The sequence below is a fragment of the Nocardiopsis sp. CNT312 genome (assembly GCF_000515115.1).
Lineage (GTDB): Bacteria > Actinomycetota > Actinomycetes > Streptosporangiales > Streptosporangiaceae > Nocardiopsis.
The window spans coordinates 103,821-128,872 of record NZ_AZXF01000020.1 but is presented as its reverse complement, the minus strand read 5'-3'; the positions used below and the strand labels follow the sequence as shown (position 1 = coordinate 128,872).

Genomic DNA, 25,052 nt, shown 5'->3' with positions numbered 1-25,052 from the left:
CCACTGACCTGCCGGTGTTCTTCGCTGATCCGCACTCGCCGTGGCAGCGGCCCACGAACGAGAACACGAACCGCCTGATCCGGGAGTATCTGCCCAAGGGCACCGACATCCCGCAGCATCAGCCGTACCTGACCGCGATCGCTGAGGAGCTCAACACCCGTCCTCGGGCGTGCTTGGGGTTCTACACACCGCAAGAGGTGTTCCACAAGCAACTGTTGGAGGGCCAGGGCGAGGGCGTTGCTTCAACGAATTGACACCACCCATCCCTGTTTGAGGAGGCCGCGAACCAGAATGTGGATGTTCGTCCAGGGATTCCTGTCTCTCGGGTGGCTCTTGCCCTCATGCTGCTTGTCCAGCAGTTCGGCCCGCCGAATCGCCTCCTGCTGGGGTCGGCCAAGGAAGTGTTCGGGATCGAAGTCCTTACCAGACGTGTAGCAGCATTCCAGACCCCTCATCTTGGCGATGGCCGATTCCGTAGTCAGATAACCGGAATGGTCCCTCTGATGCAGAAACAGCCAGAGTTCGAAACACGGGTTGGCGTAGGCGAGTTCGATTCCGCTCCGGTGCGCCAACCGCATGGCCTCGTCCAGTGAGTCGTGGGGGCGAGGTGCTTCGATGTCGATCACGCACCACACCTCGTCGAACTCGCCGCCCTGCTCCCGGCGCCGCCCGTGTGCGGACTCCTTGCGCTTCTTGGCGTCCAGGACCAGACCGTACGGTTCCCCGTGCTGATCGCCGAGCCTGATCGACACGTTCGAGAAGCGCAGTTCCTCCCGCATCTTCCGGAAGTAGGTCGTACCGCCATAGGTGTCCTCACAGAAGATGAGGTACCTGCGCCTGGGGCTCCTCGTGCGAAGATTGCGCGGGCTGAGAGACCTGCCCTGTTTCCGTTTTCTCGACGCCACAACGGCACATTACCGCACCTTTGCCGACAAGGCGGGAGAGTTCATCACTGATGGCGTCATCAAAAAACGGCACAGCAGAAAAAGCACCCAAAATATACTTTTTCACCACATCATCGCGATCATCGCGCACTTTGTACTCTCGCAACGCCACCAGCTCGGTGGCTCCGTCCACCCCCTTCTCGGCGAACCAGACCTGATCCCGGGTCAGGTAACCGAAGGAGCGGCGGCTCAGCAGAGTGACGTCGTGGGTGTTGAAGACGAGCTGGGCTCCCCGAGGGTTGGTTTCGGGGTCGGAGAAGAGCCGAACCAACTGGCCGGCCAGGTTGGGATGCAGCCGGGCGTCCAGCTCGTCGACGACGAGTACACGGCCCTCGACCAGGGCACGGACCACCGGGCCGACCAGTTCCAACCAGGTGTGCGTTCCCGTGGACTCCGCGCCATAGGGAAGCTCCACACCGCCTCGGGAGGTCCGGTGCGTGACGACGATCTCGGGCGACTGGCGCCACCCCTGCGGATCCAGCGCCGGACCGTCCGGATCCAGTACCCGGAAACCGGCCGCGAAGTGCGCTGCGGCCTCCTCGGGCATCTCTTTCTCCTCCGCATGGACACCGGTGATCCCCAGGTCCGCGTACTTCAGCAGGAGCGCACACAGTTCCCGCTCCGCGCCGGAGAGCATGCGCAGGGTGAGCTCCAGGCGTGCCGGGGCGTTGGCGTCGAACGCCGTGTCCATCCGGTCGAACCAGTCGTAGACACCGGTGAGCAGCGGATGGTTGCCCGCGGCTCCCGCGGAGACGAGGAGGCTGTTGGGCCGCACGGACTCCTTGGCCACTTGGGTGCGGTTTCCGAACCCCTTGCGCAGGCCGGGGCCGATCGAGATCTCTTGCGGGCCCCGGCGTTCGAAGAGCACACGCATGCGCCCGTGGGGCCAGCTATACAGCCACTCGGCGGTGACCGCGTTGTCGTCCACGGCGAAGCCGTACTCACAGCGGACCCCGTCGCCGTTGACGAAGTCGAAGATGAACTCCGAGGGCCGAGACGCCGAGTCCGCGTCGAGCAGGAAGGGAACCCGCCGGGTACCGCCTCGGGGGTTCCATCCGTTGTGCGAACGCCGGACCGCGTCACGCGCGTAGGCCATCGCCTCCATCAGGTTGGACTTGCCCGAGGCGTTCGCGCCGAGCACCCCGACCACGGGCAGCGCCTTCAGAGCGGTCCCGGGAACGTCCCGCATCGCGAGGTCGCCGTGTTCATCGGCGGCGACCAGGCTCAATTCCTGTTCGTCGCGGATGGACTGCCAGTTCGCCACACGAAACCGCAACAGCACGGACGCCACCTCCAGACTGTCGACGCCTACGAGCCCAACATTAGTTACCGTAACCCGTCAGGCTTACTTTCATGCATCTTTTCATAGTCGGTTGCGGATTTTATCTCCCCAGGAACCACCGAGACGAACACTAGGCCACTCATCCCATCTTCATGACGCAATGTTGATACCCGGTCTGCCACCCAGGAGTGATCCGGCAGAGGTGCCCCCGGGGCGCGGTCAGCGCTCGGCGCCCGGCTCCGCCGACACGGCGGGGAAGAGGCGGCGGGCGACGGCAACGAGGTCACCCTCACCGAGGCCGACCTGGTCGCGATCGACGAGATCCTGCCCGGGGGCGGCTTCGGCGACCGCTACCCCCAGCGCTCCATGCCCTCCTGGGTGCGCGCCCTGCGACGGACTCCGGGCCTAAGGTGGCCGGGAGACGAGGGAGCGGCGATGGTGGACGAGACCGACCTGCGTTACCTGCGGCGCGCGGTGGAGCTGGCCGAACAGGGCCTGGCCTCCGGGGACGAGCCGTTCGGCTCCGTGCTGGTCGCGGCGGACGGCACCGTGCTCATGGCCGACCACAACCGGGTGGCCTCCGGGGACGCCACCCGGCACCCCGAGTTCGCCATCGCCCGGTGGTCGGCCACCGCGCTGACCGCCTCCGAACGGGCCGCCGCGACGGTGTACACCTCCGGCGAGCACTGCCCGATGTGCGCCGCCGCGCACGGGTGGGCCGGGCTCGGCCGGATCGTGTACGCGAGCTCCTCCGCGCAGCTCTCGTCCTGGCTGGCTGACTGGGGCGTGCCGCCGGGGCCCGTGCGCCCGCTGCCGGTGCGCGACGTGGTGCCCGGCGCGCGGGTGGACGGGCCGGTGCCCGCCCTGACCGAGGAGGTCCGGGCCCTCCAGGCGCGCTTCCACGGGAAGGGGTGAGAGGCCGCGGGCCCGGGCCCGCGGCCTCTCACCCCGCTCCCGCATGACCAGAAGCCAGCGGCCCGGAGGGCGCCCCGCCCGGGTGGTCGGCCCGGTCGCGGTTCGGCGGCACCCGCGTCGTGCAGGGCTTCCCCCACAGCACTGCGGGCACCGCCGACGCGGCGGCTCCTGCGGTCCGGCGGTCAGAACACCGCAACGGGCCCCGCGGCGAGCGCACGCCCCTGCGGCCGCGGATCCACCAGTGCGCCGTCGTGGACCACGACACGGCCCCCCACCACCACGGTGTGCGGCCGCCCGGTCACCTCCATCCCCTCATAGGGGGTGTAGTCGGTCGCCATGTGCAGGTCCCGGGAGCGCATCGTCCAGCGGGCCGAGGGGTCCCAGACCACGATGTCGGCATCCGATCCGGGCAGAAGGGCTCCCTTGCGGGGATAGAGCCCGTTCGTGCGGGCCGGGTCGGCCGAGACCAGCTCCACGAACCGGGTCACCGGCAGGCCCATCCCCGCGACGTAGGTGGAGAAGACCGTCGCGAGCCGGGTCTCGACCCCGGGGAGCCCATTGGGCATGCTCCTCACATCGTGGCGGTTCTCGCGTTTCTGCCCGGTGTCGTAGCAGCAGTGGTCGCTGCCCACCGTGGAGACCTCGCCGGTGAACAGGTGGCGCCCCAGGGCCCGGACCGTCTCGCGCGAGCGCAGCGGAGGGCAGCACACGAACCGTTCGGGGTGTGCCCCGGCGTAGACCCCCTCGTCGAGAACGAGGTGGTGGGCGACCGTCTCGCTGTAGGCGCGCATACCGCGCCGGCGGGCTGCGGCCACCAGTTCGACGGCCTCGGCCGTGGACTGGTGGACGAAGTACACCGGTGCCCCGACCGATTCGGCGATGGCCAGTACCTCGGCCACCGAGGCCGTCTCGGCGAGTTCGGGACGGGTGGCGGCCATCCGGGAGGCCTCCACTCCCCCTTCCACAGCACACCTGCGCTGCGCCTCGCCGATGATGTGGTCGGCCTCGCAGTGGATCACCACCATCCCGCCGGTCTCCCGCATCGCCTGCATCGTCCGCAGGATCGTGTACTCGTCGGCCATGGACTCGCCGCGGTAGGTGGTGAACATCTTGATCGTGTTGACACCGCGCGCCGCCATCTCACGGAGCTGACCGGCCGTGCTGTCGTCCCATTCCACGACACACCCGTGCAGGGCGCTGTCGCACAGCCCCTCCCCCGCGACGGCCTGGCGCCGCTCCACCTCCCCCAGGGGGCTCTGCCCGGGCCGGGGGATCGCGAAGTCGACGATGGTGGTGGTGCCGCCGAAGACCGCGGCGGTCGTGCACTGGAGCTGGTCGTCCAACGAGGTGTACTCACCCGAGGTGAACCCGACGTGGCAGTGGGGGTCGACCCCGCCGGGCATGACCAGCATCCCGTGGGCGTCCACCTCGTCCGGAGACGAGCCCTTCGGCGCAGGGGTCCCCGGGGCAGCCAGGGCGATGACCTTCCCGCCGGAGACGAAGAGGTCGGACGGTCCCTGCCAACCGGCGTTGACGACGGTGCCTCCCCGGACCACGAGGTCCACCGGGCCCCGGCATGAAGCCTCTCCCGTCACTGTGCGTTCCTCCGCTCCAGGTGGGAGCGCCAGCCGCCCCGGTCGCTGATGTCGGCCACACCGGGGGCCTTCAACGCCCCGGCCCGCATGCGCATGGCCAGGGAGCCCGACCCGTCGGCCAGTTCGACGACCCCCAGCTCCAGCTCCGGTGGTTCCTCGGGCAGCAGCCGGTCACGCAGGCGCTCGTACTCGACCTCGTAGAGTTCCCCGGGAACACGGTGGCCCCCTTCTCCGACAGGGTGCAGGCCGGGGAACTCGTCGCGTACGGAGTAGAAGCGGTAGCGCGGTGCGGTTTCGGCCGGCCCCAGGAAGCGGGCCCCCTCCAGCGCGTGGCTGATCTCACCGCCAGACATGGCCTGTCCGTTGACGAACATGCGGACCGTGGTCACAGTCCCTCACCTTCCTTCTGTTGTTCGGCGCTCTGCGCTCCGGGCCCGTCCCATCCCCGTGCGGCGGCCCGGGCCCGTTCCACCGCCGGGTCGGGGACCGGAACGGCGTCGAGCAGGGACCGGGTGTACGGGTGCCCCGGAGAGCGGTAGATCTGGTCGCGTTCGCCCTGTTCGACCACCCGTCCGGCGTTCATGACGGCGACACGGCCGCAGAGGTGGTGGACGACAGCCAGGTCATGGGCGATGAAGAGCAGGGCCAGGCCCAGCGTTTCCCGGAGGTCGGCGAACAGGTCCAAGACCTGGGCCTGCACGGAGACGTCCAGGGAGGAGACCGGCTCGTCGCAGATGAGCAGGTCGGGTCCCACCGACAGGGCCCGTGCGATGGCGATGCGCTGGCGCTGGCCCCCGGAGAAGGAGCGCGGGTACCGGTCCAGGTGCCCGGAGTCCAGGCCCACCGTTTCCAAGAGTTCGACCACCCGGTCGCGCCGCCGGGCCCGGTCGGGTTCGATGCCGTGGACGTACAGGCCCTCCCCCACCAGGTCGGCGACCGTCATCCGGGGGTTGAGCGACGAATAGGGGTCCTGGAAGACCATCTGGACACGGCGGCGGCCACGGCGCCGTGCGCGGGGGGAGGTCACCTCCTGCCCCTCGACCAGGACGCGGCCGGAATCGGGGCGCAGCAGACCCGCGATGCAGCGCGCGGTGGTCGACTTGCCGGACCCGGATTCGCCCACGAGCCCCAACGCCTCGCCCCTGCGCACGATCAGGGACACCTCGTCCACGGCTCGGCCGCCCCTGCGTCCGGGGAAGGTCTTGACCAGCTTGCGGGCCTCCAGAAGAGGAGGCGGGACCTCGGTCATGCTCACTGCTCCTCCTTCCCCGCGGCCGAACGGCGCGGAGCCGGGCCGGACCCACCGCTCAGCCTTCGGCCGGGGCTGTCGTCGATGCGCGGGACCGCGTCGAGCAGGGCCCGGGTGTAGGGGTGTGCGGGGCTCCGGTAGATCCGGTCGACGTCGCCCGCCTCGATCAGCTCCCCCTCCCTCATGACGGCGACCCGCTCGGCGAATCCCGCGACGATACCCAGGTCGTGGGTGATGAGCAGGACGGCCATGTCCCTCTCCTGCGCCAACTCCGACAGCAGTTCCAGGACGCGGGCCTGCACACGCACGTCCAGGGCGGTGGTGGGCTCGTCCGCGATGAGGAGCTCGGGGTCCGCGATGACGGCTATCGCTATGACCACGCGTTGCCGCATGCCCCCGGAGAACTGGTGCGGGTAGTCGTCGAAGCGCCTCGCGGCGTCGGCCACACCGAGCCGCTCCAGCAGTTCCACGCCCTGGTTTCGGGCCTCACGGCGTCCCACGCCCCGGAGGCGCAGGGGCTGGGTGATCTGCCAGCCCACCGTCTTGACGGGGTTGAGCGCGGCGAGGGGGTCCTGGAAGACGAGCCCGACCCGTGCCCCACGGAGCCGGCGCACCTGTCCGGACGTCATCTCCAGCACGTTCTGGTCTCCGAGGCGGACCGCGCCCTGGAGGCGTGCCTCGGAGTCCAGGCGCAGGACGGAACGGGCCGTGACGGACTTCCCGGAGCCGGACTCCCCGACCAGGGCGAGCCTCTCGCCCCGGGCGATCTCCAGGCTGACCCCCTTGACCACCGCGCACGGACCCTCCGGCGTGGGGTAGGACACCCGCAGGTCCTGGATGCTCAGCAGTGTCCGGTCTGTGGATCGGTCACTCATGGGCGGCCTCCCGTTTTCAGCGTGGGGTCGGTGCGCACACGCAACCAGTCGCCGACGAGGTTGAAGGCGATCGCGGTCACCGCTATGGCCGCTCCGGGGAAGAACACCGTCCACCACGCGGTGATGGCTGTGTCACGGGAGGCGGCGATCATCGCCCCCCACTCGGCTGAGGGCACCTGGGCGCCGACACCGACGAAGGAGAGCCCTGAGATGACGAGCATGACGGCGGACACGTCGAGTGTCGTCTGGACGTAGAGGGGGCTCAGGGAGTTCGGCAGCACGTGCCGGAAGACCAGGCGTGCTGGCGAGACGCCGAGCATGCGCGCGGATTCGACGAACTCGGCGTCGCGGACCTCGCGCACCAGGGTGCGCACGAGTCGGGCATAGCCCGGCCACCAGGTGGCGGCCAGGGCGATCACCGCTGACTGGAGGCTGGGCCCCATGGCGGCCGCCAGGCCCAGGGCGACGATGATCGCGGGCATCGACAGGCCGATGTCGCAGATCCTCATGAGGATCTCGTCGACCACGCGGCGGCCGAGTGCGGCGGCGGTCCCGACCAGGGTGCCGACCACCATGGCCGCGGCGATGACGGCGACGGTGGCCAGGAGGGTGGTGCGCCCTCCGACGAGGAGGCGGCTGAGGATGTCCCGGCCGTTGACGTCGGTGCCGAACCAGTGCTCGGCGCTCGGGGGCTGCAGGGCCGCGCCGAGGTCCACCGCGTACGGGGACATCGGGGCGAGGTAGGGGCCCACCAGTGCGAGGAGGACCATGCATCCGGCGACGCCCACCGCGGCGCGGTCGACGATCCCCGTACCGCCGTGCCGCGCCGCACGGCCGCCGGCGCGCAGGACGCTCAGTGCCTTCAAGGGGGAGCGGGTCGATGTCGTGGCCGTCATGCGCGCTCCCCTGCGGGGTCGAGGGTCTGCGCCGCGGGTTCGGCGCCGTCGGTGGCACGGCCCCGTCGCAGGCGGGGGTTGAGCCGCAGTTGGACCAGGTCGACCACGAAGTTGGCCAGGACGAAGACGATCCCGATGACCAGGACGGCGCCGATGACGGCGTACAGGTCGTTCTGGAGGACGGCGGTGACCGAGTAGGCTCCCACCCCGACCCGGCCGAAGATGGACTCGACCAGCACGGTGGACCCCAGCATCCAGCCGAGCTGCATGCCCAGGATGGTCGTGGTGGGGACCAAGGCGTTGCGCAGGCCGTGGGAGAGGACCACCCTGCCCTCGGGGGCTCCGGTCGACCGGGCCAGGGTGATGTAGTCGGCGTCCAGCGCTCCGATCATGGTCGACCGGAGTGTTCGGGTGACCACCGCGATGTAGGCGGCGGCAAGGGTGACGGCGGGCAGGACCAGGTGGCGGACGGCCTCGCCGAAGGCCGCGGGGTTGCCCGCCACCAGGGCGTCGACCGTGGTCATGCCGGTCACCCGGGGGACCGAGACACCGAAGGGCAGGTGTCCGGCCAGAGGAAACAGGCCCCATCGCGCCGAGAGGAACGCCTGAAGCATCAGGCCCAGCCAGAAGACGGGAAGGGCCGCACCCAGCAGGGCGACCAGCCGGGCCGCCAGATCGACGGCGCGGCCCCTGCGATAGGCGGAGAGCACGCCGAGCGGGAGGGCCACGGCGACGTTGACGAGCATCGCGGCCAGGACCAGTTCCACCGACGAGGGCAGAACCTGGGCGATGTCGTCGGTCACGGGACGCTGGGTGAAGACCGAGGTCCCCAGGTCTCCCTGGACGACACGGCCGACGTAGGAGACGTACTGCTCGTGGACCGGGGCGTCGAGGCCCAGGCGCTCGCGGGCCGCCTCCACCTGTTCGGCGGTGGCGTTGCGCCCCGCGGCGGCCCGTGCGGGGTCGCCCGGCAGGACCTGGGTCATGAGGAACGTGACAGTGATGAGGCCGGCCAGGACCAGGATCATCATCCCCAGTCTTTGGGCGATGAACGAGAACACCGTGCCTCCCCTCCGGGTGGTGGTTCTATCGGGGTGGGGCGGTGCCGACCGCGGCCGGCACCGCCCGGGGCGGGCCTCAGCCCTTGGTGATGCGGTACACGTCCACGGTCTGGTGGTGGGCCGGGTCGTAGGCGTAGCCGGTGACCCCCTCGCCGATGACGGTGACGTACTGCGGGTTGGACAGCGCCAGGGCCGCGTGGTCCTCGGCGACGATCTCCTGCGCCTCGGCGTAGGCGGCGCACCTCTCCTGCTCATCGGTGCTGCGCTGGCCCAGTTCCACGAGCTCGTCGACCTCGGCGTCGGAGTAGCCGCCGAAGTTCATGCCTCCGCCGATGTTGGCCGAGTGGAAGCTCTGGTAGAGCACCGCGTCGGGGTCGGGGAACGCGGGGAAGGTGTAGATCATGCCGAGGTCGGGGATGCTCTCCGGGTCCGCGGTGATCTCCACGTACTGGGGATAGGTGATGGCCTGCAGTTCCAGGTCGATCCCGACGTCGGCGAGGTTGGACTGCAGGAGGGTGGCGGCCTGCTCCATCTCGGCGGTGGCCTCCAGGTAGGTCATGGTGAGCGAGACGTCCCCGATGCCCTCCTCGTCAAGGATCTCCCGTGCCCGGTCGGGGTCGTAGGTCGGTTGGAGGACGTCTGCCGAGTGGCAGGGCATCCCGGTGGGCAGGACCCCCTGTGCCGCCGTTCCGGCGCCCTTGAGGATGCTCTCCACGTGCTGTTCGTAGTCGTAGGAGTAGGCGATCGCCTCACGCAGCGCCGCCTGCTCGGTCTCGCCCTTTCCGGTCATGTCGAACAGTGCGTAGAGCTGCACGTTGGTGTCGGCCCGGTCGATGGTGAACCCCTCGTTCCCCATCGCTTCCCAGTCCTGGGGGGAGATGTCCATGGCGATGTCCACCTCTCCCTGCCTCAGGGCCGTGGCCTGGGTCGAGGCCTCGGAGAGGTAGCGGAAGACCACGCTCTGCGCCTGGCCGTCGATCCCTCCCCAGTAGTCCTCGAAGACCTCGAACACGGCCTCCTGGTTGGGCGTGTACCCGGTGAGCCGGTAGGGGCCCGACCCGGCGTCGTTGGCGGACAGCCACTGCTGCCCGTCGTCGTCGCCCGCGTTCTCCTCGACCAGGTCCGCGTTGAGCAGGTACAGGCGGCTCAGCGCCGACAGGAAGGGGGCGCGCGGTTCGGAGAGGGTGATGGCGACGTGGGTGTCGTCGACGGCCTCGGCTGACTCGTACCCGGCGAGCAGCGCCGAGACGCCGATCTGGAGGCGGTCGACGCGGTCGAGGGTGTAGACGACGTCGGCCGCAGTGAGGGTGGAGCCGTCGTGGAAGACCACGTCGTCCCTCAGGGTCATCTCCACGGTGGTGCCGTCCTCGGAGACGCTCCAGTCCAGGGCGACGGAGGGTACGAGTTCCCCCCCTTCGAAACGCACCAGGGTGTCGTAGGCCGGGCGGGCCACTTCGTCGACGGTGGAGTTGTTGGCCTGAAGCGGGTCGAACGTCGCCGGAGGTTCGTTCTCGGCGATGATGAGGGCCTGTTCCCGTGCCTGGGCCGACCCGCTCTCCCCGCCCGTGGTGCCGCAGGCGGTCAGCAGCAGGACGGTCGAGAGCACGGCCGTGCCCGTGATCGCCCTGCCGAGCACGGGTCCGTCGCAGTGGCGCGGCGTTCCTCGTCGCGGGCCGCCGTTGATGTGTCGCACTGGCTTCTCCTCTATCCTTCGGTACGTGACGGTCTCTCCAAGGAGCGGTCACGCGGCCCCGACGGTGCGCGTTCTTCGACGCGGGTCTCACCTGCCGGGGCCTGAACGGTGGCCACGGTGCCGCGGATACCGGTCCCGGTTTCCGTGCTCCGTGAGGGTTCCTCCGGGCGGGGCGGGCAGGCCCGTGCCCGGAGGACTCCTGGTACGGCCAGGGCCGTGGGATCAGGGCTCTGGCGGCGTGTGCGCCGACCTGTCGGGCGTGGCCTCCCACGTCCCGTCCGGTTCGACTCGCAGCCCGTAGCACGTACGGGCCGCTTCGGCGGTGACGAGTCCGTTGAGCACGTCCTCCACCACGGCCGCGGGGTCGCGCTCGAAGGGGTGGCCGTAGCCGCCTCCCCCCGCGGTGCGGTTGGCGAAGCGCTCGCCGGGCTCCATCCGTGCCCGGTACATGCCGACCCTCCTGCTGCGGTCGGTGTCCGGCCACAGCTCCATGTGGCTGGGTTCTGGTTCGTGTCCGCCGTGCAGCGCCCAGGGCCGGGTCTTGCTCTTCTTCTTCATGGACAGGACCTCGCCGGGCGCGGTGTAGCGCACGACGCGCTCGACTCCGAACCCGCCGCGGTGGCGGCCGGGGCCTCCCGAGTCGGGGAGGAGTTCGAGCTTCTCGTGGAAGAGGGCGGCCTTGTGCTCCAAGACCTCGATCGGTGTGTTGCGGACCGTGGTCTGTGAGGGGTGCTGTTGGGCGGTGCCCCCGTCGTGGTCGCGGGCCGCGCCCCATCCGATGCCCTCGTTGTTGCTGACCACGTAGTCCCGCCCCGTCCGCGGGTCGTTCCCCAGCGCCATGAACCCGGGTTCGTCGCCTCCGCTGGAGGCCGGCAGGGTCTGGATGACCCGTGCCAGGGCCTTGTAGACCAGTTCGAAGGCGACGATCGCACTCCACTGTGTGAAGGTGGCCGACGGGTAGACGGCGTGGAAGAAGTTGCCGGGGTCGGCGACGACCCGCAGCGGGCGGAAGTGGCCCGCGTTGGTGGCCTCGTCGGCTGTGGTCAGGCCCTTGAACGCGGCCTTGGCCAACCCGAGGGTGGAACCGATGGGAAGGTTGACCGGCCCGGCCACGGCCGCGGATGAGCTGTTGAAGTCGACGGTCATCTCCTCCCCCTCGATGCTGACCTCGACCTCGATACGGATGAGGTCGTCGGTGATGTAGTCGTCATCGATGTAGTCGACCGCGCGCCAGGTCCCGTCGGGGAGGTTGGCCACCGCGCGGCGGGCCACGCGTTCTCCGTGCTCGATGACCAGGTCGATGGCCTGTTCGACGGTGTCGCCGCCGAACTTGTCCCACACCTGGCGGAGGCGCTCCTCCCCCGTGCGCAGGGCTGCCAACTGGGCGTGGAAATCGCCGAGGGTGGCCTCGGGAAGCCGGGAGTTGAACCGGATCAGCTCGACGACGTCCCGGACCACCTCCCCGCCGGCCACGATCCGGGTCCCGGGGAAGATGATGCCTTCCTGGTGCATGTCGGTGGAGTCGAGGACGTAGCCGGCCTCCTTGGCGCCCAGGTCCATCCAGTGGGCGCGGACGGCGAGGTAGGCGGCCGGGCCCTCGTGCCCGTCCCGGAAGACGGGTGCGCAGAGCATGGCGTCGTAGGAGTGGGCACCGCTCCAGTAGGGGTAGTTCATGAGGTAGACGTCGCCGGGGGCCATCGCCTCGGCTCCCACGTAGTCCACGAGCTTGACCAGGGCGTGGTCGTTGGCTCCCAGGAAGTGGGTGATGCCCGCGGCCTCGGCCATGAGCTGGCGCTTGGAGTCGTAGATGGAGATGCCGAAGTCCAGCACGTCGTAGATGACGGGGTTGAAGGCGGACCTGACGAGGGTGCGGCGCATCTGCTCGGCGACGGAGTTGACGTAGTTGCGGATGACCTCGACGGTGGCGCCGTCCAGCGGTGGTCGCGGGGTGTTCACGGGGTCTCCTTCCCAGTGGCGTCGACGTGCCCGGAGGCCGCGACGAGCAGGTGGCCGTAGGGGTCCACGGTGAGGACCTGGTCGCCGAAGAGCACGGTGGTGGCGGTTCCCTCCTCGACGATGGCGGGGCCCTGGACCCTGTGGCCGGGGGCCAGGCGCTCTCTGCGGTGGACGGCGAACTCGGCCATGGCACCGGTGGAGATGTCGAAGGCCTTGCGCCCTCCGTGGGGGCGTGCGGGGCCGGTGGCGGGCTCCTCTGCCGTCAGTGCGGGTTTGGGCAGTCGCCCCACGGCCCGCACGCGCAGGGTCATCACCTCGCCGGGCTCGTCCATGGCGTGGCCGTAGCGCGACCGGTGGAGGGTGTGGAAGGAGGCGAGCACCGAGGCGGCGGTGTCGCCCGGGGCCAGGTCGATGCCCAGAGTGTGCTCCTGGCCCCGGTAGCGCACGTCCACCCTGCGCACGAGGTGGCCGCGGGACTCGGCGATGCCCTGGTCTGCCAGGACCGCGTTCGCCTTCTCCTCCAGTTCGGCGAAGAGCGGTTCCAGTTCGGCGAAGCCTCTCGCCTCCAGGGGGCGCAGTACCGTGGTGGAGAACTCGTACTCCAGGTCCGACATGAGCATGCCGAACGCGGAGAAGGCCGCGGGGACGCGCGGGATCACCGTGGTCCCGATGCCCATCTCCCGGGCGAGCATCGGTCCGAGCATGGGACCGGCGCCGCCGAAGGCGAGCAGGGTGAACTCGCGCGGGTCGAGCCCCCTCTCGACCGTGATCTCTCTCAGGGCGCCCACGGATCGGGCCATCAGGACGCGGAAGACGCTCGCGGCGGCCTCGGCCGTGTCCACCTCCAGCGTGTCGGCCAGCCGGTCGCGGACCGCGGTGGCCGCGGCCCCCGCGTCCACGTTCATCTTCCCGCCGAGGAACTCGTCCGCGTCGAGGTAGCCGAGGGCCAGCGCGGCGTCGGTGACCGTGGGCTCCGTGCCGCCTTGGCCGTAGGCGACGGGGCCGGGGACCGCGCCCGCGCTGTGCGGACCCACTTTGAGGAGTCCGTCGTCGGTCCAGGCGATGGAGCCTCCGCCCGCGCCGATGGTGCGCAGGTCGAAGATGGGGATGAGCAGCGGAAAGCCGTCGATGTCGGCCTCGTGGACCTCGCTGGGCTCTCCGTCCACGATGACGCAGGAGTCGATGCTGGTTCCGCCGACGTCGAAGGACAGCAGGCGCCCGATGCCCAGCTCGCGTGCGAGGTAGCTGGCTCCGACGACACCGCCGGCGGGGCCGGACAGGACCGTGGTCAGCGGGGCCGTCCGTGCCAGGTCCGCGGTCATGGCGCCGCCGCCCGAGCGCATGATGTGCAGGGGGTCCGACAGCCCCCTCTCGCGGAGGCCGGTCTCCAGGACGCTGATGTAGTCGTCGAGGACCGGTCGGATGTAGGCGTCCATGACGGCGGTGCTGGTGCGCTCGTACTCCCGGTACTCGCGGGTGATGTCGGTGGACAGGGACACCGACACCCCGGGGAACGCCTCCCTCAGGATCTCTCCCGCGCGCTGTTCGTGCGCGGGGTGGGCGTAGGAGTGGAGGAAGCAGACCGCGATGGAGGCCAGTCCGTGTTCCTCCACGAGGATCCGGCCGGCCTCGCGGACCGCGTCCTCGTCCAGTTCGGTGACCACCCTCCCCTCGGCGTCGATGCGCCCGGGCACTCCCAGGCGGTGGCGCCGGGGGACCAGGATGGGCGGCGGAGCGTAGGAGAAGTCGTACATGCGGTCGGCGGGGATGGCGGCCCGCGCGATCTCGAAGAGGTCGCGGAACCCCTCGTTGGTGACGATGCCGACGTCGGCCCCGCGGCGTTGGAGGATGGCGTTCAGGCCGAGCGTGGTGCCGTGCACCAGGGCGGACACGTGTCCGAGTCCATCGGCCAGTCCGGCGACCGCCCTCAGGACGCCTTCGGCGGGCGCGGCCGGGGTGGTGGGGGCCTTGTTGATCCTGATCTCGCCGGTGGAGTCGTCGTAGGCGAGGGCGTCCACGAAGGTGCCCCCGATGTCCACCGCCAGCCGCACGCGGCGCTCGTTGCCTTGCGTCACTTCCCGACTCCTTCGGTGATGCCGTCGCGGATGACGTTTCCCGACTGGATCACCAGGGGGATGTCGTGGAGTACCGACAGATCGGAGGTCGGGTCACCGCCGACCGCGATGAGGTCGGCTGCGTAGCCCTCCTCGACCCGTCCTACGCGGTCGTCGAGGTTGAGCAGGGACGCCGCGTTGACGGTCGCCGCTTGGAGGGCCTCTAGGGGGGACAGCCCCGCCAGGGTCAGAAATTCCATCTCACGGACCTGGGTGATCGTGCCGTCCATGGGTTCGCCGGGCGGGTAGTCGGTACCGGTGACGATGGTGATGCCCGGTGCCTCCGGGTCGGCGGGGTCGGTCCGCCGGGCCGCGGCGGCCCGGCGGATGCTCTCCAGGTGCCCGGGGCCCACACGCATCGCCAGTTCGATCTGCCACTCGGTGAAGTCGTGCTCGCGCATCCAGTCGGGGCAGCGGGTGACGGTCAGCGTGGGGGTGAGGAAGGCGCGGCGGCGTGCCATCTCGGCCACCACCGCGTCGTCGAGGTCGTATCCGTGTTCGAACCCCCGGACTCCGCATTCGAGGGCTTCGAGGATGGCCTGCGAACCTCCGGCATGGGCCACGACGTAGGTGTCGTGTTCCCCGGCGGCCCGCACCGCGGCGCGCATCTCCTCCCGGGAGGTCTGGGAACCGTTGAAGGTCTCCCCGAGGTGGGCGATACCGCCGGTGATGAAGATCTTGATGTGGTCGGCGCCGGCGTCCAGTTCGGTCCGGGCGGCTTTGAGGAACTCGTCGTGTCCGTCGGCGAACACGCTCAGTCCGCCCTTGCCGTGGCCTCCGGTGGTCGAGATCGCCTGGCCGCCCCCCACGATGCGCGGGGCCGGCGCCCAGCCCTTGGCGGCGGCCTCCCTCAGCAGCAAGTCGGCCCGGTTCTGCTCACCCAGGGTGCGCACGGTGGTGACGCCGGCGGTGACGGCGTCGCGGGCCCGGGCCGCGGCGCGCAGGACCGTCGTGGCGGGGTTCTCGCCGTAGTCGGCGGCGTCGAAGGGGTAGAGCACCGACAGGTGCGTGTGGACCGAGATCAGGCCGGGCATCAGGTACCGGCCCCCCAGGTCGAGGACCTCGGCCCCCGGGGGAGCCGGCTCCGGTGTGAGACGGGCGATGGCCCCGTCCCTGAGTTCGACGCTGTGGTCCCGGGCGACGGCGCCGGTGACGACGTCGACCACGTGGCCGCCGGTCAGCCACAGGGATCGCTCCGCCCCGGGCCCTCCGGCTCCCGTGCGGGGTCGGTTGTGGTTCAGCACGGTGTGACTCCCTTCCGAGTCGGTGTGAGAGACGCCCGTCCGGTTTCCGTCAACCGGTCGGGAGAGAACGGGGAGACGTCGACACGGGGCTGCTCTTCGCGGATCAGTCGGCCCAGCGTCTCCCCCCACAGTGGTGCGAAGGTGAACGCGTAGGTCCCCCCCGCGACGTAGAACCCCGGTGCTCCAGGGACCGCGCCGATCAACGGCATCTCGTCGGGGGTCGCGGCCAGAGGGCCCGCCCACATGCGCAGCAGGCGGAGTCCGGAGAGGACGGGCAGGATGCGGGCCGCCTGGGCGACGTTGCCCGTAAGGCTCCGGCTGCTGGCGTGGCTGCGCCCTTCCTGCTCCATCCGCCTGGCGGGCCACCCTCCCCCGATGAGGAGGTTGCCCGAGGTGACCTGCTTGACGGACATGCCCTCACCGATGTGCTGGACGAGGTGGTGGAGCAGGGGCCGCTCCCGCACCGTCGCGTGCATCTGGATCGCCACGGGGGACATCCGAAGCCGGAGGCCGGCCATCGCGCAGACGTCACCGATCCAGGGGCCCGCGACGTTGATCACCACGGGGGTGTCGTAGTGGCCCGCGGGAGTCTCCACCCTCCATCGCGCCCCCCGTCGTTGCAGTCCGGTGACGGGCGTGAACGCCCGGACCTGCGCCGCGTTGCGGCGGGCCGCCGCCAGGTAGGCGGGGGCCACCTTGAGCGGATTGGCGTAGCCGTCGTCGGAGCACCAGGTGGCGGCCTCGACCGTGGGGCCGAGCAGGGGAAGCGCCTCCCGCGCGGCGTCCCCGTCCAAGACCTCGGTGCGCAGTCCGCTCTGCTCCTCCCAGAGGTGTTTGGTGCGCAGTTCCGCACACTGCCCGGGTGTTTCGGCGACCATGAACCCGCCGTTGCGGCGGACCTCCAGGTCCGCGTCGAGACGTTCCTCCGCCTCGGCCCACAGCTGGCCCGACGCCTTCTGGGCGGGGAGCAGGGCTTGGCTGTCCAGGGGGACGGCCTGGCCTGGGCGGCGCGTGTGGACCGCCTGGATGTGCAGGTTGCCCGCGGTGGTCCCCGATCCCTCCCTGTTGGGGGCTCCGCGTTCCAGGACGAGCACGGACAGGCCCGATTCGGCCAGGTCGAGGGCGGTGGCGGCGCCCAGGACCCCCGCCCCGATGACCACCGCGTCGAAGCCGGTCACGTTTCCTCCCCGAAGGCTCTCAGGTGCAGGACGGTCGAGAGCGGCACCGGGCGCAGGGGGACCCGTGCGGGGACGGCCCCGGCCCCTGTCCCCCGGCCGCGCAGAGCGTCGAGTGCGGGCCCGCACTCGCGTGACTGGCAGGGGCCCATCCCGGCCCGGGTCGAGCCCTTCAGCGCCGGGACGTCCGACCCCCCGGGCAGGCAGGCCGCGGAGCGCAGGGTGTCGGCCGTGACGCCTTCGCAGCGGCAGACGAGGGTGTCTCCGGGCAGCCCGGCGGCCAGTTCCGCGGTCAGACGCGCCGGATCCGGGTACAGGCGGGAGGTCAGCCCGTTGAAGCGGGCCAGGGAGGCCAACCGGGCGGTGACCGCCCTGCGGGAGCGGCGGCCGACGGTCCGCCCCCGCGCGGCCAGGATGTCGAAGGCCGCCGCCCGGCCACGGAGCAGGGCCGTGGGAGCCCCGGCGACCCCGGCCGCCTCACCGACGACGTGCACCCAAGGGACCGAACTGCGTCCGGCGGCGCCGAGGAGGGGAACGGGGTCGCCCGTGGCCGGATCCCGCCCCATGTCACAGCCGAGGAGCTGGGCCAGGTCGGACTGGGGGCGGAAGCCGTAGCCGACGCAGAGCACGTCGGCCCCGTGCCGACCCACCACCCGGCGGGGGTCGGAGCGCCGTACCAGGGTGACCTCCCGCACCCGTTCGCGGCCCGAGGCCTCAGCGACGACGGTGTCCTGGTGCAGGCGCACCCCGTGCCGTGCCAGGCGCGCGGTGTACGAGGCCAGTTCGACCAGCCGCGCGGGAAAGCGCAGCGCGCCCAGGGCGGCGGGCCGCGGGGTGTAGGGCCGGCCCGCCTCGGCCACCGCCAGGACCCGCACGCCCCGCTCCAGGAGAGCACAGGCCACCGGCAGGAGGAACGGACCGGATCCGGCGACGACCGCGCTGCGCCCCAGCCTCACGCCCTCGGCGCACATGTGCTGGGCCAGGCCGGGTGTGACCACGCCCGGCAGCTGCCAGCCGGGGAAGGGCACAGAGCGTTCGTAGGCCCCCGTGGCCACGACGATCCGATCGGCGCGGACGATCACGGGATCGCCGTCGGGCCCGGCCGCCAGCAGGCCGCGGCGGTCGTCCTCCACCCCCCAGACGGTGTGCCCGGAGAGTACGCGCACGCCGCAGGCACGTACGCGGGCGATCAGCCGAGCCCCTGCGGGGCGGTGGTCGCCGACCTCCCGGACGGCCTCGGGCCCGGGGCTGCGGTAGTACTGTCCGCCGGGCGCGCTCTGCTCGTCCAGGAGCAGGACCCTCAGGCCCGCCAGTCCGAGTTCGAGCGCGGCCGCGAGCCCCGCCGGGCCGGCCCCGACGACGGCGGCATCGGCGGTGCGGATCGTGGTCGGCTGCGTCACGGTCCCACCTCCCCTGCGGAGGTGTCGATGCTCATGCCCTCGCGCACCCGCTCGATGCAGGCTCGGACGGCCGGTCTGCCGTCGACGGTGACCTCGCACTCCAGGCACACCCCCATGCCGCAGTAGGGTCCGCGGGCCGTGCCGGACACCGGGTCGGTCCGGAAGTCCCAGCGCCCCTGTTCCAGGAGGGCCGCGGCGACGCTGGTGCCCGGGCGGATGCGGGCCGGCCGGCCATCGATGGTCACGGATACACGCGGGGCGGTCCGCTTCCTCATCTGTCCTCCCCCCGGGTCGGGGTGAGTCCGGCGGCGGTGAGCGCCGAGCGCAGCCGTTCCAGGTCGTCGGGGGCCGTCACCGGGAGGAGCGGGGGGCGGACCGTGCCGCCGGGGTGGCCGAGCAGGCCCATGGCCGCCTTGAGCTGGGAGATGGGGGAGGCGATCCGACCGCTGTAGTCCGGGTTGACGAGTGCGGAGGACAGGGCCGTGTAGCGATCGATCCAGGCGGCCGCCCGCTCCGTGTCCCCGGCGAAGAACGCCTCGTAGGCGGGCACGGCGTAGGGGGCGCCCAGTCCGCCTCCATCGATGTTGCCGTCGCCGCCCAGACCCGCGAGGACCGCCAGCCCCCACCGGTGCAGGAACGATCCGAAGACGCGCGCGCGGTCGGCGACGGACTCCACCGTGGCGCTCATGCGCATCCGGTCCCCGGTGCTGTCCTTGACCGCGACGACCGCCGCGATGTCGCAGAGCCGACGGATGAGGTCCTGGTCCGCGGCCAGGTCGACCGCCACGCCCCGGGGCCAGTTGTAGACCATGAACGGCAGGTCCGTGGCTGCCGCGACCTCTGTGTAGAAGGCGAGGACCTCCTCTGAGGTGGGGTGGACGTAGGGCGGAGGGGTGGCGAGGACGCCGTCCGCCCCCGCCTCGGCGGCGTGGCGGGCCAGTTCCGACGCCCCTCCCGGGGTGTAGGCGCTCACCCCCACGATGACGGGGACGCGTCCAGCCACCTCGCGGACCGCGCTTGAGGCCACGCGCTTCCGTTCGGCGTCGCTCTGGCTGAACCACTCCCCCGTGCTGCCGTTGACCAGGATCCCGTGGACCCCCTGGTCCACGTAGAGACCGAGGAGGTCCCTCCACGCGCCTTCGTCGAAGGCGCCGTCGGCGTCGAAGGGTGTGGGGGCGGCGGGCCAGTACCCCCGCCAGTCCACGTCGGTGCGGTCCATGCGCGTGCCTCTTCCGATTCTCCGTCCCAAAGATCCCAGGTCAGGTCTTTGGGATCGATTGCACTATGTTCGACACCGAGCCACCGGAAAGTCAAGGGAGAAACATTGTTTTAACCTGAGGAAACGAGGAGACGGCCCCTCGCCGGGGTTCACACTCGGATACTTTGAGCTAGGATTCCTGCAATCGATCTCATAAAGTTGCACCTCGGCGAGGGGAAGATATGGCGGTCACTCTCAAAGACGTGGCTACGGCGGCAGGGGTGTCGCGGAGTACCGCGTCCCGGGCCCTGAGCGGGTCGGAGCTGATCTCCGAAGCCACCAGGGCCGTGGTGGAGAGCGCCGCGCTCAGGCTCGGCTACCGGCCCAACCGGGCCGCCAGTGCGCTCCGTTCCCGCCAGTCGCGCCTCGTCGGCCTGGTGATGAACAACCTGATCAACGCCTCGTTCCACACCATCGCCGAGGTCGTGCAAAAACGCGCCGCCGCGGCCGGCTACCAGGTGATCCTCTGCATCACCGACTCCGACCCCGGCAAGGAGCGCACGGTCCTGCGCATGCTCTCCGAGCACAGCGTCGACGGCCTCGTCGTCATCGGCACGGGGGACAACGCCGACCTGTGCGACGAGCTGATGGTCTCGGGGACGGGCGTCGTCAACGTGATCCGGGCACCGCGGAGCGGGCGGGCCCCCTCGGTCCTGGCCTCGGACCGCGAAGGAGCGCACGCGGCGACCCGCCACCTGCTGGAGCTGGGCCACCGGCACATCGCCTACGTCGGAGGCCCCGACTCGGCCAACTCGGGCCGGGAGCGCTTCGCCGGCTACCAGCAGGCGCTGCGGGAGCAGGGGCTGGAGGTCGACCCCGAACTGGTCGAGCGGGGTCCCTTCACCCCGGAGTTCGGCACGAACGCCACAACCGCCCTCCTCGACCGCCGACCGGACGCGACCGCGCTGTTCGCCGCCAACCACGAGGCCGTCTTCGGGATCCTGCCGACCCTGATCGGCCGGGGACTGCGGATACCGCACGACCTGTCCCTGGTCTGCCACGAGGACATCCTCTGGCTGCGCAGCTGGCAGCCGCCGGTGACCGTGGTGGACAACGGCGCGGCCGAACTCGGCCGCCTGTGCTTCGACCTGCTGCTGCACCAGATGCGCGAGGGCCCGCAGCCGGACGGGACCTCGGGCAGGGTCTACCGCGTCGGCGCGAACCTGGTGGAACGCGAGTCCTGCACCGCGCCCCCCTGAACCCCGCCCAAGAGTTCGCCGTCCGCCCCGCAGCCGGCCGGGGCGGTGCCGCGGCCCGCCCGGGGAGGGGTGAGACGCGGGCGGGCGCGGTGCCGCGTATCGCGGGGATCCGTGTCCTCACAGGCATTGCACACGCAACGGAGCGGGCACACCCCTCAACGGCCGCGGCGGGCACGGGCGGAACGTATCGCCCGTGTGAGCGCGTCCTCGATGCGCTTGCCCTTGCGCCGAAACCGCAGGAAAAGCATGGCCTCCCGCAGGACCTCGTCCTCCGTGCGCAGCAGTCCGTCACTCTCGATCCAGGCCGCCAGGGCGACCAGGTCCCGTGGCCGGTACTCGGTGATCGTCAGGCCCGGCGGCAGAGAGGGTTCAGGGTCACTCCGTTGAGGGGCAGACGCGGTCGAGGGTGCGTCCGTCGACCCGTCGGCGCCCTCCCCGGCCGTCCGGTTCCCCCGGTCTCCGCGCCGACGGCCGGCAGCGGCCGGCTCCGCCTTGTCCTGCCCGCCGGACCGGTCGGCGGCGTCGACCGCCCGGTCATAGGCCAGGCGTGCCCTGGCCACCTCGCTGACCGGGTCACGGAACCAGTCGGTGGACCAGATCCGGTGGAAGGTCCACCCCAGGTTCTCCAACTGCTGCTGGCGCAGCCGGTCTCGATCGCGTGCCGAGACCGAGGAGTGGTAGGAGGCGCCGTCGGCTTCGACGGCCAGCACCATCCGGCCCGGACGCTGCGGATGGGCCGCCGCGAAGTCGATCCGGTACCCGGCCACACCGTACTGGCAAATCAGTGGAATGCCCGCGGCGGACAGACGGTCGCGTACGTCCACCTCGAAGGGGTTGAGTTCGGGGTTCTCCTCCACGGCCGCGCCCAGGTCGCTGCCACCGGACTCGGCGAACTCCAGGTAGCGGCGCAGGAGCTTGGCGCCCTCGGCGTTGAGGCGTCCGGGATCCAGGTCCCGGCTGCCGAAGGAGCTCACCAGGGTCATCCGGCGTTTGGCCCGGGTCACGGCGACGTTGAGCCGACGCTCGCCCCCCTTGAGGTTGAGGGGCCCGAAGTGGTGACGCATCCGGCCGTCGGCGCCCCTGCCGTATCCGAGGGAGAGGATGACGGCGTCGCGCTCGTCCCCCTGCACACGCTCCAGGTTCTTGACGAAGAAGCGCTCGCGGCGGTCCTCTGCGAAGAACCCCGCCAGGTCGCGCCGCTGGGCCAGGGACCGGTCGAGTGCCGTCTCGATCCTCTCCGCGTGCTCGATGCCCATGGTGATCACTCCCAGGGACTCCTCCGGACGGGACTCGGCGTGTGCGATGACCTCCCGCACGACCCTGCGCACCTCGGCGGTGACCGACTTCTCCTGGCCCGGGTCCCCCGTGTCCTCCACCAGGACGTGACGCACCGCGCCCTCCTCCTCCGCACCGGGGAAGGTGGTCAGTGAGCGGTCGTAGACGTTGGCGTTGGAGAAGGCGATGAGCCGCTCGTTGCGGCTGCGGTAGTGCCAGCTCAGTGCCCGGCTGGGCAGCAGTGGGTGGAGCGCCTCCAGGACGGAGTCGAAGCCGGAGGTGAAGGAGAGGTCGTCGGCCCCCTCGACCTCCTCCCGGGCTCCGGCGAAGAAGGCGGTGGGCGGCAGTTGGCGCGAATCACCCGCGACGACGACCGTGTCGGCCCGGGCGATGGCCGGGACCGCGTCGGCCACGGGGATCTGGCTGGCCTCGTCGAAGACCACCACGTCGAAGAGCCGCCGTGCGGGCAGGATCTGGCTCACCACCAGCGGTGACATGGCCCAGCAGGGTTTGAGTGCGAGCAGGGTCTCCTCGGCCCCGCCCAGAAGGTCGCGGACCGGCATGTGGCTGCGGCGCAGCCCCGCCTGCTTCTTGACCAGGGTCTGCTGTTGCGGGTGGGCGTCCAGGATCGTGAACAGGCTCTCGGCGGTCCGGCGCAGGACCCGCTGGGCGTTGCGGCGCAGGTGCTCGCCGTCGGACTCGGCGAACTCGGCCACCGTGGTGTTCAGGCTGGTGCCGTTGAACGCCCCGTATCCGCAATCGCCGGCGGCGACCCGCTCCAGAATGGAGGAGTACCAGACGTGGTCGAGCCTCCGCACGGCCGCCGGGCCGTCGGCACCGCTGGCCTCCGGGGAGCGCAGTTCGCGCAGCAGGGGTTCCAGTCCGCGACTGACCAGGGCGGAGTGCAGCTCCATCGTCCGGGGGCGTCCGTGCGCCCCCGGGGTGTCGCGGGAGAGCCTCGTCAGGAGCGCCTCCAGCTCGGTGAAGGAGGCCTCGTGTGTGCAGACGCCGCGCGGAAGGACCCGTCCCAGGTCGGCGAGTGCGTGGACGCACTGTCCGAGGGCCTCCTCCAGGTCCGGCAGGGTATCGATCAGGCGCGGTTCTCCCCCGTCGGTGCGCTCTGCGTGCCATTCCCGCCGGACCGCACGGGCGCGCTGGAGGGCCTGCGCCCACTCTCCGGCGGACTTGCGCGTCGTGGTCCATCCGCGTGCGCGGCGGCGCAGCCGGCGGCGCTCCGACCAGTTCAGCGGGGGGTCGAGGGGCTCGCTTCTGCGCAGGTCCCTGCTGAAGGCGTGGAGGAAGCGGTCGAGGTCGGCTTCGAACACCTGCGGGCCCAGGTCCTCGACGGTGTCCTGGACCCTGCGGAGGAGTCCGCGGGTCGTCTCGCACTCGGCCGGTGTGGCGGGGTGGCGTATCCCGCACGCGTCGGCCGCGGCCCGAACGGCCTCACGGAGGCGGGGAAGCAGGCGTGTACGCAGATCGCGGACCGTGTCCAGGGCCTTCTGCGCTTCGGCCCCCGTGGGCAGGTCCGCCCGTGCCCATTCCGAGACCGCCTCGGCGGAGGTTCCGCCGCGGTCCACGTACTCGCGCAGGTTCGCGCGCGCGTCCTCGACGGTGCGCGCGGTGAGCCCTTCGAGGACCGGGAGGGGGAAGCGCAGTTCCGAGGCGTGTCCTGCCAGCCCCAGCAGGGCTGTCTGCGCCTGGAACACGCTGACGCCCCAGGGCGCCCGGGGTTCATGCATGGTCCGGGTGTGGCGGGAGAGTGCTGCGCGCCGCTGTTCGAGCGTCTGGTGCACCCCGGTCACGTCCGGTTGCCGGGTCCGCGCGGCGCGTTCCAGGGTGGCTCCCAGGTCCTGAGCGATGCGGCGCCGGTCCGAGGTCCCGCCGTGGATGTCCATGACCAGGTCGGCGAGGCCGACGTGGCGCATCCGGGACAGCACGGCGTCGATGGCGGCACGCTTCTCGGCCACGAACAGCACGCGGCGGCCCCGTGCCATGAGCGAAGCGATGAGGTTGGCGATGGTCTGGCTCTTGCCGGTTCCCGGCGGCCCCTGGACGACCAGGTGCTGGCCCCGGACGACGGCGTTGACCACGGCGCTCTGGGAGGAGTCGGCGTCCAGGACCAGGTACTCGTCCTTGGGCGGGAGGGCGTCCACGGGTGTCTCCGGCCGCTCAGCGGCCACGGCCCGCTGCGCCGACGGGGCCCCCGACAGCGCCGCCACGACGTCATGGGAGGCGAGCAGTTCCCCGGCGTTGTCCAGGTCGGTGACCATCGGGAGCTTGGCGTAGCTGAAGGTCCCCACCACCACGCGGGGCTCGAACCGCAGACCGGGGACCCCCGGGGCCCGTTTCGCGAGCCGCTCGGACACGGACGCCAGGGAGACCCGTCCGTCCGCTTCGAGCAGGTCGGTGAAGTCCCCGGCCTCGACCGACGCGGCGAAGGAGGTCCGCAGTACGTGCAGGAGCGCCGGGTTGACCTCGGTCTCCTCTCTCAGGGTGAGGGTGAACTCGCCGCGCTCCCGGGCGGGTTCGACGGTCGCCGCCCGAAGCAGGACCGGGGCCTGCGGACTCCTGCGCTCCTCCTCCCAGACGGCCATCCCCTCGGCCAGATAGCACGTCCAGACGCCGCGCTCCTCCTCGAACTCGACGGTCCGCTTGCGGATGGCGAGAGCCCTCCTGCGCGCCGCGTCGGGATCGTCGGGGAAGAGTCGCTCGAGCGTGACCGGCCTTCCCATGAGCAGGGTGTCCAGGGCTCGGGCGTCCGCCTGGCCCAGGTCCAGGGTGCCGACCTTGAGGTCGCGAAAGTACAGCAGCGTGTTGCGACCGCCCGCGTCGAACAGGTCGGCGCGCCAGCGTTTGACGGCCTCCGCCACCAGAGGGGAGGGGTCCGCGGAACCGTCGTGGGTGAAGGGCATACGGCC

At 71.1% G+C, this 25,052-nt stretch carries 19 protein-coding genes and 1 pseudogene; 3 read left to right on the top strand and 17 right to left on the bottom strand.

Going from position 1 to position 25,052, the window contains the following annotated elements:
• Positions 1-254: pseudogene (locus tag B042_RS22785) on the top strand (IS30 family transposase); the annotation flags it as partial.
• Here B042_RS22785 and B042_RS24350 read toward each other — a convergent pair.
• Together B042_RS24350 and B042_RS22775 are read right to left on the bottom strand one after the other, a co-directional pair.
• Entirely contained in the window at positions 243-779 is a 537-nt protein-coding gene (locus tag B042_RS24350; RefSeq protein WP_051415616.1) for an RloB family protein, read from the bottom strand. The pseudogene B042_RS22785 and the gene B042_RS24350 sit on opposite strands and share 12 nt — an antisense overlap.
• Before the next feature lie 34 nt (positions 780-813).
• Entirely contained in the window at positions 814-2,226 is a 1,413-nt protein-coding gene (locus B042_RS22775) for an ATP/GTP-binding protein (RefSeq protein WP_155989009.1), read from the bottom strand.
• A 435-nt stretch (positions 2,227-2,661) separates the two neighbouring features.
• On the opposite strand from B042_RS22775, the gene B042_RS0110475 reads away from it, so the two are divergent.
• Positions 2,662-3,141 (top strand): nucleoside deaminase, encoded by a 480-nt coding sequence (locus tag B042_RS0110475; protein WP_028648245.1) that lies wholly within the window; start codon positions 2,662-2,664, stop codon positions 3,139-3,141.
• Positions 3,142-3,323: 182 nt separating this feature from the next.
• Here the strand turns inward: B042_RS0110475 and hydA are convergent, their stop codons facing one another.
• The 14 genes from hydA to B042_RS0110405 all read right to left on the bottom strand — a co-directional run bounded on the left by hydA (position 3,324) and on the right by B042_RS0110405 (position 19,618).
• Positions 3,324-4,736, bottom strand: a complete 1,413-nt coding sequence (gene hydA / locus B042_RS0110470; RefSeq protein WP_197024255.1) for a dihydropyrimidinase — start codon at positions 4,734-4,736, stop codon at positions 3,324-3,326.
• Positions 4,733-5,125: a gamma-glutamylcyclotransferase gene (locus tag B042_RS0110465; protein ID WP_155989006.1), complete on the bottom strand. Its 393-nt coding sequence runs from the start codon at positions 5,123-5,125 to the stop codon at positions 4,733-4,735. Before B042_RS0110465 ends, hydA begins: the two co-directional genes overlap by 4 nt.
• Entirely contained in the window at positions 5,122-5,985 is an 864-nt protein-coding gene (locus B042_RS22770; protein ID WP_081748718.1) for an ABC transporter ATP-binding protein, read from the bottom strand. Before B042_RS22770 ends, B042_RS0110465 begins: the two co-directional genes overlap by 4 nt.
• 2 nt (positions 5,986-5,987) lie before the next feature.
• Complete coding sequence (locus B042_RS22765; protein ID WP_051415614.1) at positions 5,988-6,860, bottom strand: ABC transporter ATP-binding protein; 873 nt, start codon at positions 6,858-6,860, stop codon at positions 5,988-5,990.
• Positions 6,857-7,756 carry an ABC transporter permease gene (locus tag B042_RS22760; protein ID WP_051415613.1) on the bottom strand — a complete coding sequence of 300 codons (900 nt, stop codon included), beginning with the start codon at positions 7,754-7,756 and terminating at the stop codon, positions 6,857-6,859. The genes B042_RS22765 and B042_RS22760 overlap by 4 nt, the downstream gene beginning before the upstream one ends.
• The gene (locus tag B042_RS22755; RefSeq protein ID WP_051415612.1) at positions 7,753-8,817 is read right to left on the bottom strand and encodes an ABC transporter permease; all 1,065 of its coding nucleotides are present in this window, start codon (positions 8,815-8,817) and stop codon (positions 7,753-7,755) included. The genes B042_RS22760 and B042_RS22755 overlap by 4 nt, the downstream gene beginning before the upstream one ends.
• Before the next feature lie 76 nt (positions 8,818-8,893).
• Positions 8,894-10,510 carry an ABC transporter substrate-binding protein gene (locus B042_RS0110440; RefSeq protein ID WP_155989004.1) on the bottom strand — a complete coding sequence of 539 codons (1,617 nt, stop codon included), beginning with the start codon at positions 10,508-10,510 and terminating at the stop codon, positions 8,894-8,896.
• A gap of 222 nt (positions 10,511-10,732) precedes the next feature.
• A complete protein-coding gene (locus tag B042_RS22750) occupies positions 10,733-12,466 on the bottom strand; it encodes a hydantoinase B/oxoprolinase family protein (protein ID WP_036554587.1) in 1,734 nt (577 codons plus the stop codon).
• Positions 12,463-14,541 (bottom strand): hydantoinase/oxoprolinase family protein, encoded by a 2,079-nt coding sequence (locus tag B042_RS22745; protein ID WP_036554584.1) that lies wholly within the window; start codon positions 14,539-14,541, stop codon positions 12,463-12,465. The genes B042_RS22750 and B042_RS22745 overlap by 4 nt, the downstream gene beginning before the upstream one ends.
• Positions 14,538-15,824: an amidohydrolase family protein gene (locus tag B042_RS0110425; RefSeq protein WP_028648241.1), complete on the bottom strand. Its 1,287-nt coding sequence runs from the start codon at positions 15,822-15,824 to the stop codon at positions 14,538-14,540. The genes B042_RS22745 and B042_RS0110425 overlap by 4 nt, the downstream gene beginning before the upstream one ends.
• Complete coding sequence (locus B042_RS22740) at positions 15,818-17,002, bottom strand: FAD-binding oxidoreductase (RefSeq protein ID WP_155989002.1); 1,185 nt, start codon at positions 17,000-17,002, stop codon at positions 15,818-15,820. Before B042_RS22740 ends, B042_RS0110425 begins: the two co-directional genes overlap by 7 nt.
• The gene (locus B042_RS22735) at positions 16,999-18,399 is read right to left on the bottom strand and encodes an FAD/NAD(P)-binding oxidoreductase (RefSeq protein ID WP_051415611.1); all 1,401 of its coding nucleotides are present in this window, start codon (positions 18,397-18,399) and stop codon (positions 16,999-17,001) included. The genes B042_RS22740 and B042_RS22735 overlap by 4 nt, the downstream gene beginning before the upstream one ends.
• Positions 18,396-18,644 carry a (2Fe-2S)-binding protein gene (locus B042_RS0110410; RefSeq protein ID WP_231493915.1) on the bottom strand — a complete coding sequence of 83 codons (249 nt, stop codon included), beginning with the start codon at positions 18,642-18,644 and terminating at the stop codon, positions 18,396-18,398. The genes B042_RS22735 and B042_RS0110410 overlap by 4 nt, the downstream gene beginning before the upstream one ends.
• A gap of 26 nt (positions 18,645-18,670) precedes the next feature.
• A complete protein-coding gene (locus B042_RS0110405) occupies positions 18,671-19,618 on the bottom strand; it encodes a dihydrodipicolinate synthase family protein (protein WP_028648239.1) in 948 nt (315 codons plus the stop codon).
• Between the two features lie 242 nt (positions 19,619-19,860).
• Here B042_RS0110405 and B042_RS0110400 point away from each other — a divergent pair, with 242 nt between their 5' ends.
• Positions 19,861-20,856: a LacI family DNA-binding transcriptional regulator gene (locus B042_RS0110400; RefSeq protein ID WP_197024253.1), complete on the top strand. Its 996-nt coding sequence runs from the start codon at positions 19,861-19,863 to the stop codon at positions 20,854-20,856.
• Between the two features lie 155 nt (positions 20,857-21,011).
• On the opposite strand, the gene B042_RS22730 is transcribed toward B042_RS0110400, so the two are convergent.
• A complete protein-coding gene (locus tag B042_RS22730) occupies positions 21,012-25,046 on the bottom strand; it encodes an AAA domain-containing protein (protein ID WP_051415610.1) in 4,035 nt (1,344 codons plus the stop codon).
• Positions 25,047-25,052 lie beyond the last annotated feature (6 nt).

Excerpts from the sequence above, each read along its gene's own strand:
- B042_RS24350 (WP_051415616.1), bottom strand. The coding sequence starts at position 779 with ATGCGGGAGGAACTGCGCTTCTCGAACGTGTCGATCAGGCTCGGCGAT.
- B042_RS0110475 (WP_028648245.1), top strand. The coding sequence starts at position 2,662 with ATGGTGGACGAGACCGACCTGCGTTACCTGCGGCGCGCGGTGGAGCTG.
- B042_RS22770 (WP_081748718.1), bottom strand. The coding sequence starts at position 5,985 with ATGACCGAGGTCCCGCCTCCTCTTCTGGAGGCCCGCAAGCTGGTCAAG.
- B042_RS22765 (WP_051415614.1), bottom strand. The coding sequence starts at position 6,860 with ATGAGTGACCGATCCACAGACCGGACACTGCTGAGCATCCAGGACCTG.
- B042_RS22760 (WP_051415613.1), bottom strand. The coding sequence starts at position 7,756 with ATGACGGCCACGACATCGACCCGCTCCCCCTTGAAGGCACTGAGCGTC.
- B042_RS0110405 (WP_028648239.1), bottom strand. The coding sequence starts at position 19,618 with ATGGACCGCACCGACGTGGACTGGCGGGGGTACTGGCCCGCCGCCCCC.
- B042_RS22730 (WP_051415610.1), bottom strand. The coding sequence starts at position 25,046 with ATGCCCTTCACCCACGACGGTTCCGCGGACCCCTCCCCTCTGGTGGCG.